Genomic DNA, 14,281 nt, shown 5'->3' on the forward strand with positions numbered 1-14,281 from the left:
ATTGAAAAAAAGGAGGGATTTCCAGTTTCATTCCAAACTTTTCTTTATAGCAGCAACTTTTAAATGAGCTTTCTCGTCATAGGATTTATGCGGATAATACGATGCTTAGGAGGATCGCAATGGAAGGGTTACGATCAGAGAGAATAAAGGGGGTCCGTCGGCTGCTGCTCCTGCTGCTTGCGCTTTGCATGACCTTTCAAATCATGGCAGGAACGGTTGGCGCAGCGCCGGCTGCTTCCGGAGTCGAACTGCAAATTCAGACGGGCATCGACGGAAAAATGAAGGAAGGCCGATGGTTTCCTGTCAAATTCACGCTAACCAGTCCACATGAGGATATAAGCGGTGATTTGGTCGTACAAGTAGCAAGTCAGACGGGAGGCAAGGATATCACCTACGTGAAGCACGTCGAGCTGCCCAGGCAGAGCACGAAAACCGTATGGATGGCGCTGCCGGGCATGACCCTGAACAGCCGCAATAATGTCGTGAAGCTCTATCAGGGTCCGGTAGAAGGCGGGACATTAGTGCCGATCTCAAAAGGCAGCAATTATATTGAAACGGTAAGCGTGCGTTCTACCCAGGTAGGGGTGCTGGCACGCGATCCCGATACGCTGAATTTTTTGTCTCTATTGAATACGCAGGGCTATGACGTGAGTGTATCCCGCTTGAATGTGGCGGACTTTCCCGCGGAAACCATGATGCTCGACGGTCTGGATGCGATTGCGATTAATGATATAGCTACCGACCAGCTCAGTCCGGAGCAGGTACAGGCGATTAACGGCTGGGTGGCCAGAGGGGGAAGCTTGATTCTGGCCGGCGGCGCGGGATATGCCAAGACGGCCAAAGCATTCGAAAGCCTGTCTCCAGTCACTTACCAAGGCACGATCTCTTTAAGCAAGCTGGGCTCTCTGGAGAACTTGGCGGCCAAAGAGCTGACCCTGACGGAGCCGTTTACGGTGTCCTCCGCTGCGGTGAAGTCCGGGAATGTGCTTGCGCAGGAAGGACAGGTTCCGCTGCTTGTGAGCAAAGAGGTGGAAAAAGGCCGGGTCTGGTACGCAGGATACGATTTATCCTTGCAGCCGCTGGCATCATGGACGGGCAATCCGAAGCTGTGGGAGCAGGTGCTTCAACCCCACCTGGTTACCTCCGCGGCTAAGAACGGATTCCAGACCAATATCATGAACCGGTACTGGGACCTGCAGTATATTCTCGATTTTTTCCCGTCGATGAGGATGCCATCCTTCTTTTTATTGCTGACGCTGTTTCTGGTGTACGTCCTGATAGCGGCGCCATTGTTATATTTATTGCTGAAACGATTGGATAAACGCGAATGGGCCTGGGTCATCATTCCCGTCCTTTCCATCATCTCCAGTATCGGTATATTTAGCGTAGGCGCCTCGGACAAAAGCTCCGTAATGACCCACACGCTGAATACGCTGGAGCTCAGCGGGAATGGCCAAGGCACGCGAAGTGCGGCAACGGCGGTATTCGTTCCAAGCGGCGGAACCTATGAGCTTCAGCTGCCGAAATCGGCTAAAGTGGTATCGTTCAGTGAAAACCGCGGATCGATGAATCAGAATGGCGAACTGGCCGGGGCAACCGATCAATATTTGTACATGGAGCCTGAAGCTGCACGTCTGGTGTGGACGGATGTGCCTTACTGGTCCGTCCGCAAAGCTCTGGTGGAGCATGCGGAAAGCGAGCCTCTTGGCCAATTTGATGTGGCGGCGAGCATTGACCAAAACGGAATCAAAGGCGAAGTGACGAACCAAACCAAGTCGGACTTAACGAACGTCAGCTTGATCTATAACCGCCAGCTGTTTGCCGTCGGCGATTTGAAGGCGGGAGAGAAAAAAACGATCGGCGGCAGCATCAATACGATACCGCAAGGCTATATCGATTTCGGCCAGTTGATGTTTCCATATAACCATACCGGAGGGCCGGATGTATTCAACCGGGAGCGGCAAATGGTCAATGCCTACATGAACAGGCTGTGGAACACCGGTGCAGGCGGTGAAACTATGATCATCGGTTGGAGCAAGGATAACGAATCGTTGTATCAGGTCAACGGCCGGAAGGCGCAATCCGACCAACTGAACATGTGGGTGCAGGAAGTGAAGCTTCAAGTGGTGCAGGGAGACAAGATCTCCATCCCTTACGGATATTTGAGTCCGTCCATTGTACAGAACAATCTGCAGCAGATGCATCGCGAGCCGGACGGCAACATGTTTGTCGGCAGCGGCGATTTCACGTTCGAATATAACCTCCCGGTCATTCCGGGGGCACAGTACGATACGCTTCGCATTCAGAGCGCCGGAGGCTTGCCGCCTTATTTATCGCTGCAAATATGGAACGAGGCCAGGAAGGATTGGGATCCGCTTGATTTGCGTTCGGCGTTCGTGCTGCAGGACGGCCAGCAGAACGATATGCTGATCGGAGGCCGGACGATTAGGCTGAAGGCTACGGTGACGCAGGATCTGAGCTTCCGTTATCCGCAAGTGTCTTTGGAAGGAACGGTGAAACGATGACCACGCCTATGATCGAAATTGAGAACTTAACCAAAACCTACGGCAGCTTCACAGCGCTGAAATCGATGAGCATGTCGATTGCCAAAGGAACGGTTTTTGGGTTTGTCGGACCAAACGGCGCGGGCAAATCGACGACGATGTCGATCCTCGCGACGCTGCTTGCACCGACCTCCGGGACGGCGAAGGTCGGGGGTTACGAGGTTACGCGGCACCCGCAGGAAGTACGCAAGCTGATCGGTTATATGCCGGATTTCTTCGGCGTGTACGATCATTTCAAGACGACCGAGTATTTGCATTTTTACGGAGCGAGCTACGGGATTCCCCGGGCGGAGCGGGAAAAAATGATTCCGCAGCTGCTCGAGCTTGTCAATCTGACGGACAAAGCCGACTTTTACGTCGACTCGTTATCCAGAGGAATGAAACAGAGGCTGTGTCTGGCGCGGTGTCTTGTCCATGATCCCGAGCTGCTGATCCTCGACGAACCGGCATCGGGGCTGGATCCCCGGGCCCGTATTGAGATGCGGGAAATTTTAAAAGAACTGAAATCGATGGGCAAAACGATCATGATCTCCTCGCACATTTTGCCGGAGCTTGCGGAGATGGTTGACGAGATTGGCGTCATCGAGCATGGCGAACTGATCGCCAAGGGCAAGGTACAGGACATCCAGAACCGGATGCGAACCAATCGGACGCTGCATATTCGGCTCATGGAGGGAGAAAAGGAGGCCGCGGAATTTTTGCGCGACCAGCCGCATGTCTCGATGGTGCTGGAGGATGAACAAGGCGTGCACGCGCATTTCGGCGGTCAGGATGAAGAGCAGGCGGAACTCCTTGGCGCTTTGATAGCCAAAGGGTTTCGGATCGTATCCTTTAGCGAGGCGCAGACGAATCTGGAGGATGTATTCCTGGAAATCACCAAAGGAGGGGACTCGGCATGATGGATCGCATGTCTTGGCGCAGCAAGCTGATCAACCCCGTGCTGGATAAGGAGTTTCGCTTGCGGATGAGAACGTTCCGTTCGCCGCTGGCGCTCATGTTCTACCTGCTTACGATCGGGCTTATAGCGCTGGGCTTCATTTATTTGAACATAGGCGGGTTTCGTGGTGGTCCGGTCGGCTTCAACCCGAATCAGAGCCGTGAAATGTTCTATGTATTGAGCGTGGCGCAGCTCGTCCTCATCGCTTTCATGACACCGGGCTTGACGGCGGGCGTGGTCAGCGGAGAAAGGGAAAAGCAAACGCTGAGCATTCTGCTCACCACGCAGCAAAGCTCGGCTACGATCATTTTAAGCAAGCTGGTCTCCTCGTTAAGTTTTATGCTGCTTGTCATTCTGGCGACGCTGCCGGTGTACAGCATCGTCTTCTTGTTTGGAGGCATCTCGCCGAAGCAGCTTGTACTTGTCTTTTTGTTTTACGTGTTTACCATGTTCGTACTCGGGGCGTTCGGTGTGATGTTCTCGACACTGGTCAAACGGACGATGGTATCGGTTATCGTGACGTATGGCTTCACGATGTTCATTTTCGGGGCAACGGGGCTGCTATTCCTGTTTCTTCAAGGCTTGATGAGGCAGATTTATCAAAGCAGCACTGCCACTTACTCCTGGATCGGCTACGTGCTTGGGTTAAATCCGGTGGCGGCGCTGTTGAGCCTGTTTGAGCCGGATATTTCAAGAGAGGCGTTTCGTACGTGGAATAACAACAGCTCCGTGATGAATCAAGCCCCTCCGATTGAGCTGTGGCAGGAGTTTGTGGCGGTTTATGCCGTGCTGGCGGTAGCGGCGGTCTTGATCAGCATCCGGTACATTCGTCCGGTGCTCAAGAAACGAGGAAAATAAGGAGGCGGCAGGATGGACGGAAGGCGTTTGTTGGAGCTGCTGAAGCCTGTACGGCTTCGTTTGCAGTGGCTGCGTACGATCGAGACGGGCTTGCTCGGGGCGGTGGTCGGCGCCGCGGCGGGCCTGCTGCTGACGGCAGCCGCCTGGATGCTGCCTGTAGCCTATTACCGGGTGATCGCGGCCGCTCTTGTACCGGCAGGGATGATGGCAGGCGCCCTTTACGTGCTCCTGCTGCGCAGAGTGACGCCGGAGACCGCCGCTTGGACGGTGGATGCCTCGGGCGGGGACGATACGGTCCGAACCGCGCTGGAATATTTGCGTGAAGATACGCCCATCGCACGGATGCAGCGCGAAGGCGCGATTCGTTACGCAGAGGCGTATGCGGCGCAAATGCCCAAATGGGAACTCAGTCCACTGCTTCGGAAAAGGCTGTGGATCGCGGCGGCCAGCGTGGCTGTGATGGTTATTGCGGTTGCCCTGCCCAGTCCGATGGACCATGTTGTAGCTCAAAGACAGGAGGAAGCCCAATGGATAGACGAACAGCAGCAAAAGGTTGAAGAGCTGAAGGCGGATATCCCGGAGGAGCTGACTCCGGAAGGCAAAAAAACGTTGGAGGACAGCCTGAACCGGCTGGAGGAAGGCTTGGAGCAAAGCAAGACCGCGACGGAAGCGCTGGATGAGATGGAGAAGGCGATGAAGGAATTGGACGGAGAAGCGAAGGAGCTCGAAAAGAAGCAGGTGAAGGCTGAACAATGGGCAGAGCGTTTGAAGCAGGAGCCCATGCTGAAGGATGTTGGCGAGAGCCTGCGGCAGATGGATGAGAATGCTCTTCAAAAAAGTATGGAGCAGCTGCGGAGCCAGATGCTGAAGCTCACGCCCGAACAGAAGCAAGCGCTCGCGGAGCTGCTCGAGAAGCTGGCGGCTTCGGCGTCCAATCCGGATGCGGAGAAGGAAAAGCAGCTGCGGGAGACGATGGAGCGTGCGGCTGCCGAGCTGAAGGCGAATGCGAAAGCGTCCGCTGAAGGCGCTGCTGTGGACCCGAAGCAGCTGGAAGAGCAGCTGAAGCAGCTTGAGCAGCAGCTCTCCGAGGCGCTGAAGCAGCTGCAGCAAAATGCCGCGCAGCATGCGGCTTCGGCGCAGCAGGCAGCCGGCATCGCGCAGCTCGGCCTGCCGATGGCCGGGCAGCTTGCGGGCCAAGGCACGGCATTGCCATCGGCATGGCTGCCGGGCGGCCTCGCGAATGCGCTGGCCGCTGCCGGCGGCGCCGCCAGCCCGGGCGGGACGCAGCCGGGGGCCGGGACGCAGCCGGGAGCTGGCGCGGGCGCGGGAGCAGGTGCGGGCACCGGAGCCGGTACAGGAGCCGGAGCCGGAGCAGGTGCAGGAGCCGGAGCAGGTGCAGGAGCCGGAACGGGCGGGCTGCAGGGCGGTTTCGGCAGCGGGCACCGCAATCTGGTGGCAACGCCGCGCGTTTTTGAGGGCTCGGGCAACATACAGTCCGACCAAGGCCCGATAACGGGTGGCGGAGGCGAGCTGCAGAAAGGCGGCACATCCCCGATGATCGACGGAACGTCCAGACCGTACGAGGAAGTGTTTTCCGAATACGAAAAGGAAGCCAAGAGCGCATTGGATCGTCACCCGCTGCCTCAGAACATGCAAAATCTGGTACGGGATTATTTTACGGAGATTCAGCCGAACCCTTGACGGATGTCAAATCGGCACGAGGAGGAACCGTTCATGATAGAAACAAGAGAGCAAGTCGAAGCGTGGGGGGCGACGATCACTGCGGTCAAGGAACAGATCGGCCGGGTGATCGTCGGGCAGCAGAATGTAGTGGAGCAGCTGTTGTGGTGTATTTTTGCAGGGGGACACGCATTGCTTGAAGGGATACCGGGACTCGGCAAAACGATGCTGGTGCGAACGATTGCCGATACGCTCGATATGAGCTTCTCGCGCATCCAGTTTACGCCCGACCTGATGCCGGCCGACATCACAGGAACAAACGTAATCCAGTTCGGTTTGAAAGGTGAAACGTCTTACCAATTTCAGCCGGGTCCGATTTTCGGCAATCTCGTCCTGGCCGATGAGATCAACAGGGCGACGCCGAAGACGCAAAGCGCGTTGCTGGAAGCGATGCAGGAGAAGACGGTGACAGTCGGGGCGGAGACGCATCGGCTGCCAAATCCGTTTTTCGTGCTTGCAACGCAGAACCCGCTGGAGAACGAGGGAACGTATCCTCTGCCGGAGGCGCAGCTCGACCGGTTTTTGTTAAAAATCAACGTATCATACCCCAGCCGGGACGAGCTGAAGGAGATTGTCCGGCGGACAACGGCTTCGCATGAAGCGACGGCGGAGAAAACGGCGGATGCCGCGGCCTTGTCGGCCATACAGCAGGGGGTCAAAGAAATCCTGCTGGCTGAAGAGGTGCTGGATTACGCTGTACAACTGACGATGATGACGCATCCCGGAGAGCAGGGGGTGCCGGACTCGGTGAAAAAATATGTACGGTTCGGCTCGGGCCCGCGCGGTCTGCAGTCGATCATTTCCGCAGCCAAGGTGAGGGCGCTGACGGCCGGAAGGCTGCACGTATCGGTGAACGACATCCAGAAGGTGGCTCTGCCGGCGCTCCGCCATCGGATCTTCCTGAACTTTGAAGGTCAGGCGATGGGTGTGGGAACCGATGCGGTGATTGAGGATATCTTAGCCGCAGTGGAGAAGCGGAAATGAGCGCGTCGGATTTAGGGCTGGATCCGAAGCTGTTGCTGCGGCTGGAGCAGATGTCGCTTGTGGCCAAGCGGCGCACCCGCGGTACGATGCAGGGCAAACGGCGGTCGAAGCAACTGGGCGCTTCGCTGGAGTTCGCCGACTATCGCATGTACGCGCCGGGCGATGACATCCGCCGTTTCGATTGGGGTGCATACGCCCGAACGGGAAAGCCGTTCATCAAGCAGTTCATGGATGAACAGGAGCTTCAGGTGAACTTGTATATCGATGTCACTCGTTCGATGGGCTTCCCGCTGGAAGAAGCTGCGGGAAACAAGCTGATGTACGCCCGGCAGCTTGCTGCTTGTATCGGTTATATGGCGTTGTCCGGCTATGACCGGGTTAGCGCCCGCCTGTTTAGCGACCGGATTGTGCGAGAGCTCCCGATGCTGAGAGGCAAGGGCTCCGTACATCGGCTGTTCCGTTTTTTGTCGGAGGCGGAAGCGGAATCGGGAGGGGATATAGCCGATGCCGTGATGAAACCCGGAGCCATACCCAGGCAGCCGGGGATGACATGGATTTTTTCCGATTTTTTATATGAATCCGGTATTGAAGAGGCGTTAAACTATTTGCTGGCCGCCCGGCAAGAGGTCGTCGTGGTGCAGGTGCTGTCGGAAGAAGAAGTGCGGCCGGCGCTGACAGGCGATCTTAGGCTGATTGACAGTGAATCCGGAACCGGCAAAGAGGTGGCCGTCACCGCCAGGGTCATCGAAGCTTATCAGGCTGCAATCCGGCAGTATACGCATGGCTTGAAGCAGTTTTGTCATGAGAGAGGCATAACGTACGTGCTTGCGACGACAGATGTTCCGGTAGCGGATGCCGTTTTGCGTTCGCTGCGGGAACACGGCCTGCTGCTGTAAAGGTTCGGAGCATCGGGTAAGAACAAATCGCGAACGGAGGTGATCGCCAGATGCAATTTCAATCGCTTGTCAGCTTATGGTTTGGCTTGACGCTGCCGGCTATCGTTCTGATGTATTTGCTTAAGCGCAAATATGTCGATACCGAGGTGCCGAGCCATTTGCTGTGGAACAGGGTGTTGCGCAGCCTCGAAGCGAACCGCCCTTGGCAGCGGCTGCGCAATCAGCTGCTGCTGATTTTGCAGCTTCTCACGGCGGCGTTGCTGGTGCTCGCGCTGATGCAGCCATGGATATGGGCCGAAAGCGGTGCGAAAGGGCATCTTGTGCTCGTACTGGACCGTTCGGCCAGCATGGATGCGCTCACTCCGGATCCGGAGCACTCGAAGGAGAAGCTGACAAGACTGGAGCTCGCCAAGCGCAAGGCGGCTGATGTAGTCAAGGGTGGAGCGAACGGCAGCGCCGTTACGGTCATCTCCATGGGCAGTCAGCCGGAGGTGCTGGTCTCAAGAGAAACAACGGCGGATACGGTTCTGGCTGCTATAGCGGGTATAGAGCCTTTTTACGGGAGAACGGCTTACAAGGAAACGATGTCTTTGGCGGCCGCTTTGACTCAGGACGATACGGACGCGGAAATTCGGGTATTGACCGATGCAGTGTGGAGTGAAGGCACGGAAGGGTTAACGTTCCGTGTACCCGTTCGGGTTGAGCCTGTCGGAGCCAATCCGGCGAACAACGTCGCCATCGTACAGTTCGGCGTGAGGAACGGCGCAGACGCGGCGGGAGGCTCCGCCGTCAGCGGCGTCGCCGCTTTGAAAAACACGGGGAGCGGGAAGCTGGATACGGACGTCACCCTGTATGCCGGCACTTCTGCCGCGGAAACGGTACGGATTCAGCTTGAACCTGGCGAACAAAGGACGCTCCATTTTGACAATATACGAAGCTCGGAATATTACAAGCTGTCGGTGGATGCCGAAGATGATTATGCGGCGGATAACCAAGCCTATGCTTTTTTGTCCGGTGAGCGCAACCGCAGGGTGCTGCTGCTGACCGAAGGGAATTTGTTTCTGGAAAAAGCGCTGCAACTCGCAAGGGCCGAGGTCATTAAGGTGCAGGCCGCAGGGATGGCTGCACCTCCCCAAGGCGATTTCGATCTGGTCGTTGCGGATCGGCTTGCGAGCGGCGCCGCTGCCGGAGAGGCTTGGCAGCGGCTGTTCCGCGAGAAACCGCTCTGGTCCATTCGCAGCGGCTACCAAGGGGAGGAGGTCCGTCCGCCTCAGGCCGATTACCGGATCGGCGAGCATCCCGTGACCAAATATATCCGCTTTCAGGATACGCATATCGCCAAGCTCCTGCCCATCGATCCGAAGGATCTAGCGGCCTGGGGTCAGCCGGTCGTATCGGCCGGCTCACAGCCGTTGATCGTCGCAGGTATGGAGAACGGCCGTCCGAGGCTGCTGTTTACCTTTGATTTGCAGCAGTCCGATCTGCCGCTGCGTCCGGAATTTCCGATCCTGGTGCAGAATGCGGTCGATTGGCTGGGAAGTGCCCAAAGCGCCAGTTTGGGGCGTGTCATTGCGGGTGAGAAAACGGACATCCCGATTGTTGCCCAAACCGTCTCAGCCCACTGGGTGCCGATGGAGCTCGCAGGATCGGCTGCAGGTGAATTACAAGCTGCAGGGCAGTCTTATCTCCCCGCCGAACAGGCGGATGGAGCCGTGCTAAGCCGTCAGAGTGTCCCGAATCGTCCGGGGCTTTATCAATTTGTAGAAAAGGGAGAAGACGGAAGCGAGCGGAAAACGCTTTTGGAAGTATCGGCCGATCCGGGAGAGTCAGCCATCGGATAACGTAGGGAACTATCGTTCACCAGCGCTTCATCGAGCCCTCCTGCGACCGAACAGGGCGGAGCTCAGGCGCTGACGGAAGAACGTGAAGGAGAGTCGCCATATCCGCTGCTCCCATGGATTATCGGCTTGGTTATGTTGATCGTTTTGGCGGAATGGGGGGTGTACCATCGTGGGAATTCAATTTCGTGAGCCCTGGTTTTTGCTGCTGCTCATTCCGTTGGCGGGCTTTGCCGTTTGGGCCTGGCGATCCAAGCTGCGCATGGAAGACAACCGAAAACGGCTGGCGGTCGGGCTGCGTACACTCATCCTTTTGCTGCTGCTTACAGCGCTGGCAGGCATGCAGTGGTTTGTTACATTGGAGCGGCAAGCCGTATTTTACATCGTGGACCGTTCAGACAGCATGCCTGCGGGAAGCCAGTCCTATGAGCAGTGGTTGAAGACGTCCGCAGAGGCCAGAAAAGATCAGGATCTTATTGGCGTCATCTCTGCCGGCGGCAATGCCGTGGTCGAACGCAGCCTTTCTTTGCAGGCTTTGCGGCAGTTTTCCTTCTCCGGCGAAGTGAACCGGCAGTTTTCAAACATGGCGCAGGGGATGCAGTTGGCGGCAGGCTTGATGCCGGAAGATGCTGCTCCGCGGATCGTGTTGATTACGGACGGACAGGAGAATGTCGGCGATCTGCTGCGCCAAGGGCAGCTGTTGAAGAATAAAGGCGTGGCCGTCGATGTGCTGCCCATTCCGGCACCTGCACGCAAGGATGTCGCGATCGAAAACGTGAAGCTGCCGGAGAACCTGTACCAGGCGGAAAAATATGCTTTGGAAATACAGCTCTCCAGTACCTTTGCTGCAACGGGAGAGCTCCGGGTATACGAAGACAACCGGGAGCTGACACGGCAGACGGTGTCCGTTGAACGCGGCGACAACCGATTTGCTCTGCAGGGCTTGGCCAAAGAACCGGGCTTTCACCGGTATCGGGCCGAGATTTATTTCGAGGGTGACGAGCAGGCGGTGAACAATGCCGGCTACGCGTTCAGCCGGGTGAGCGGACCTCCCAAGGTGCTGATCGTAGAAGGAACGCCTGGTTCCTCCGGCAACCTGGAATCGGTTATGGCTTCCGGCCTGATCGGTTATGAAACGATTGCGCCCGAGATGCTTCCGCTGGAGATAGCCGATTATACCGGGTATGACAGCATGATTTTGAATAATGTGTCCGCTACTCGGATGTCCGGCATGCAGATGGAAATGATCGAGAAGGCGGTCAAAGATCACGGGATTGGTCTGGTGATGATCGGCGGCGAGGACAGCTACGGTATGGGCGGCTACTTCAAAACGCCGATTGAGCGAGCCCTTCCCGTATCGATGGAGCTGGAGGGAAAACGGGAAATTCCTTCGCTGGGACTCATTCTTGTCATTGACCGGTCGGGCAGTATGGATGGCGATAAACTGGAGCTTGCCAAGGAAGCGGCCATGCGAACGGTCGAGCTGATGCGCGAGAAGGACAGCGTGGGTGTGGTCGCCTTTGATTCCACACCTTGGTGGGTAGTAGAGCCCCAGAAGCTGACGGATAAGAAGAAAGTGCTGAGTCAGATTCAATCGATTCAGCCGGCAGGCGGCACAGAAATTTATACGGCCGTGCAGGATGCCTATCAGCAGCTGCTTAAGGTTGACGCCCAGCGCAAGCATATCATTTTGCTGACGGACGGTCAGTCGTCTACGAATCAAAGCTACGACCAGCTTACGGCAAACATGGTCCAAAACAACATGACGCTATCCTCTGTAGCCGTAGGAGACGGGGCGGATGTGGCGCTGCTTGAGGCGCTTGCCAAGCAGGCCAAGGGACGGTTTTATTTCACGAACGATCAGAGCACGATACCCGCGATTTTCAGCCGGGAGGCGGTGATCATGGCGCGGACGTACATCGTGGATCAGCCTTTTGTGCCGGCGGTAGGCCAGCCGGGGGATTGGGGGACTTTATTCGGGCGGGGCGTGCCGCAAATTAACGCCTACGTAGCCACAACGGCTAAGCAGACGGCAGAAGTGGCGCTGACCAGTCCGGAGCCCGATCCGCTGCTTGCCCGCTGGCAGTATGGCTCAGGCCGTACGGTCGCCTGGACAAGCGATGTCACCGGCAAATGGTCACGCGACTGGGTGGCGTGGGATGCGTTTGCACAGACGTTCACTCAAATCGTAAAATGGACCTTTCCCCAATTTCAGGATATGCCGCTGGAGCTGACGACAAGGCTGAACGGTAATGAAATGAAGCTTGGCATCAAAAGCCAGGATGCCGAATTCAAAGGCGGGCTTCGCGCCTCGGTAACCGATGAAGCGCTGCAAACGAAAACGCTGCAGGTAACGCCGACCGCCCCGGGAGAATATGAGGCCGGCATGGATATCTCCAAGCCGGGCGTCTTTCTGACGAGGATTGACTTATTGGACGAGAGCGATCCGGACCGCACTTTAGGCAGCTTTACTACAGGCTTCGTGCTGTCTTACTCACCGGAATACCGTATCGGCTCCGGTGATCCGACGGCCAAACTGAAACAGCTGGCCGACATGACCGGCGGCAGAATGCTCAGCATGGAACGCCCCGAGGAAGTGTTCCAGGGGGATGTCACGGCGAAGAAGCAGCTGCACGATCTGACGCGTTGGCTGCTGACTTTGGCCGTGCTCCTGTGGGTGCTCGACATCGCCGTACGCCGTCTGTCGCTGCCTTGGGGGCGTCTGGCCGCACTGCCGGGTGCGCTGCTGCGCCGCGGACGCGGAACCGCAGCGCCGAAGGCGCCTGATGCGGAAGCCGCGATGGAGCGGCTGCGGGAACGCAAGCGCAAGGTCGGCGCATTCTATCGTGGGGCAGACGCGATTCAGGATGCTGCCGACAGGTCCAGGGACAGTTCCTCGCTGCTGGAGCGTGGAACTGAGGCTGCGCCTGCTGAAGTGCCGCAGCAGACCTCGACCGAACAACGGTCCAAACCAGGGACGACCGTTTCTAAACCCGCCGTTTCAGAGGCGACGGACAAAAGCGCGGAAACCATGAACCGGCTGCTCGCGGCCAAGAACCGCCGCCGAAGGTAAAACCCCTAAGGGAGCGGCAGAGACCGGTTATTCTCTTATGGTGACGCGCGTCCCGATTGGAACGAGCCTGGATAAAGCGAGAACGTCGGCATTATGCATGCGGATGCATCCTTTTGAGACGGATTGGCCGATGGACGCAGGATTGTCGGTGCCGTGAATGCCGTAATGGGGCCTTGATAAGCCCATCCAGAACGCGCCAAACGGACCGCCCGGGTTTGGGGCTTTGTTTACGATCGTATATTCTCCGACAGGAGTTTGCGTCAGCATTTTCCCGATTGCGATAGGATAGGAATGAATGACGGTATTGTCTTCCAACAGGTGCAGCCGACGGTCAGACAGGTCGACGATGATCCGGTAGGCCATAATCAAATTTCTCCTTTATCAAGCGGATGGAAACTGTATTACCTTATGCGTATCGGCCTTCTGATGCATTGGTCAAACACCTGAAAGCATACTGCCTTTTTACATGTAAATTCCTTATTTTGCTTTTAACTTTCCATAAACATCAACTATAATGTGTATGGAGGTAACTAGAGACAGGAGAGAGGGAGAGCATTGAGTGACATACTGATCGCCATCATTATGGGAATTGTGGAGGGCCTGACGGAATTTTTGCCTGTATCGTCTACCGGACATATGATTCTTACGGCACATTTGCTAGGATTTGAGGGTGAGAAGGCCAAAACGTTTGAAATCGTCATACAGCTTGGAGCGGTATTGGCCGTGTTTGTATTATACTGGCGCCGTTTTTTGGGTATGCTGCACTTCAAGCCGGGCTACATGCAGGAACGCCGTGCCAATATTGTTCATGTTGCCCTTGCGATGGCTCCGGCGGTTGTGATTGGTCTTGCTTTGCATAGCTTGATCAAGACATACTTGTTCGGACCGGAAACGGTATTGGTCGGTTTGGTGGCCGGAGGCATTCTGATGATTGTGGCTGAAAAATCCAGGAGAAAGGTAACGGCCGAAACCATGGACGACATTTCGTATAAACAAGCGTTCGGTATCGGAGTATTTCAATGCCTTGCCTTGTGGCCCGGATTCTCAAGGTCAGGCTCGACCATATCCGGAGGGATGCTGCTGGGTACGAGCCAGAAAGCCGCGGCGGAATTTACCTTTATCGTTTCTGTGCCGATCATGTTCGCGGCGACGATTCTTGACTTATACAAGAGCCGTGAGTACTTATCTGTGGAAGACATGGGATTGTTTATTACAGGTTTGGTATCCGCATTCGTCGTCGCTATGATTGCGGTAGTAACCTTTCTGAATCTGATCAAACGCCTTAAGCTGTCGTGGTTTGCTTATTATCGTTTTGTGTTAGCCGCTATTTTCATTTATGTCTTGTTTATGTAGAAAAAACAAACAAGCCGTAAGCTTTTGGGGCCGTGGAT

Annotated in this window: 10 protein-coding genes; 9 read left to right on the plus strand and 1 reads right to left on the minus strand. The window is 56.2% G+C overall.

The genetic code is table 11. The features are described 5' to 3' along the window. Window positions 1–119 precede the first annotated feature (119 nt). From EXW96_RS22280 to EXW96_RS22315, 8 genes are all read left to right on the plus strand, one after another. Entirely contained in the window at window positions 120–2,525 is a 2,406-nt protein-coding gene (locus EXW96_RS22280) for a DUF7408 domain-containing protein (RefSeq protein WP_174351435.1), read from the plus strand. 8 nt (window positions 2,526–2,533) lie between these two features. Then, window positions 2,534–3,463, plus strand: coding sequence for an ABC transporter ATP-binding protein (locus EXW96_RS22285; RefSeq protein WP_062411136.1), 930 nt, complete (start codon window positions 2,534–2,536; stop codon window positions 3,461–3,463). After that, a complete protein-coding gene (locus EXW96_RS22290) occupies window positions 3,460–4,359 on the plus strand; it encodes an ABC transporter permease (RefSeq protein WP_309225189.1) in 900 nt (299 codons plus the stop codon). The genes EXW96_RS22285 and EXW96_RS22290 overlap by 4 nt, the downstream gene beginning before the upstream one ends. 12 nt (window positions 4,360–4,371) lie before the next feature. Beyond that, entirely contained in the window at window positions 4,372–6,060 is a 1,689-nt protein-coding gene (locus tag EXW96_RS22295; protein ID WP_174351436.1) for a hypothetical protein, read from the plus strand. A gap of 33 nt (window positions 6,061–6,093) precedes the next feature. Continuing rightward, complete coding sequence (locus tag EXW96_RS22300) at window positions 6,094–7,083, plus strand: AAA family ATPase (RefSeq protein ID WP_174351437.1); 990 nt, start codon at window positions 6,094–6,096, stop codon at window positions 7,081–7,083. Then, window positions 7,080–7,979, plus strand: a complete 900-nt coding sequence (locus EXW96_RS22305; RefSeq protein ID WP_174351438.1) for a DUF58 domain-containing protein — start codon at window positions 7,080–7,082, stop codon at window positions 7,977–7,979. Before EXW96_RS22300 ends, EXW96_RS22305 begins: the two co-directional genes overlap by 4 nt. Before the next feature lie 50 nt (window positions 7,980–8,029). Further along, window positions 8,030–9,820 (plus strand): vWA domain-containing protein, encoded by a 1,791-nt coding sequence (locus EXW96_RS22310; RefSeq protein WP_174351439.1) that lies wholly within the window; start codon window positions 8,030–8,032, stop codon window positions 9,818–9,820. Window positions 9,821–9,989: 169 nt separating this feature from the next. Next, window positions 9,990–12,890, plus strand: a complete 2,901-nt coding sequence (locus tag EXW96_RS22315; protein ID WP_174351440.1) for a VWA domain-containing protein — start codon at window positions 9,990–9,992, stop codon at window positions 12,888–12,890. Window positions 12,891–12,917: 27 nt separating this feature from the next. On the opposite strand, the gene EXW96_RS22320 is transcribed toward EXW96_RS22315, so the two are convergent. Next, a complete protein-coding gene (locus EXW96_RS22320) occupies window positions 12,918–13,253 on the minus strand; it encodes a L,D-transpeptidase (RefSeq protein WP_054820148.1) in 336 nt (111 codons plus the stop codon). A gap of 192 nt (window positions 13,254–13,445) precedes the next feature. Here EXW96_RS22320 and bacA point away from each other — a divergent pair, with 192 nt between their 5' ends. Beyond that, window positions 13,446–14,243 carry an undecaprenyl-diphosphate phosphatase gene (gene bacA / locus EXW96_RS22325; protein WP_054820149.1) on the plus strand — a complete coding sequence of 266 codons (798 nt, stop codon included), beginning with the start codon at window positions 13,446–13,448 and terminating at the stop codon, window positions 14,241–14,243. The last annotated feature ends 38 nt before the right edge of the window (window positions 14,244–14,281 follow it).

The organism is Paenibacillus sp. JMULE4 (assembly GCF_013337105.1).
GTDB lineage: Bacteria > Bacillota > Bacilli > Paenibacillales > NBRC-103111 > Paenibacillus_G > Paenibacillus_G naphthalenovorans.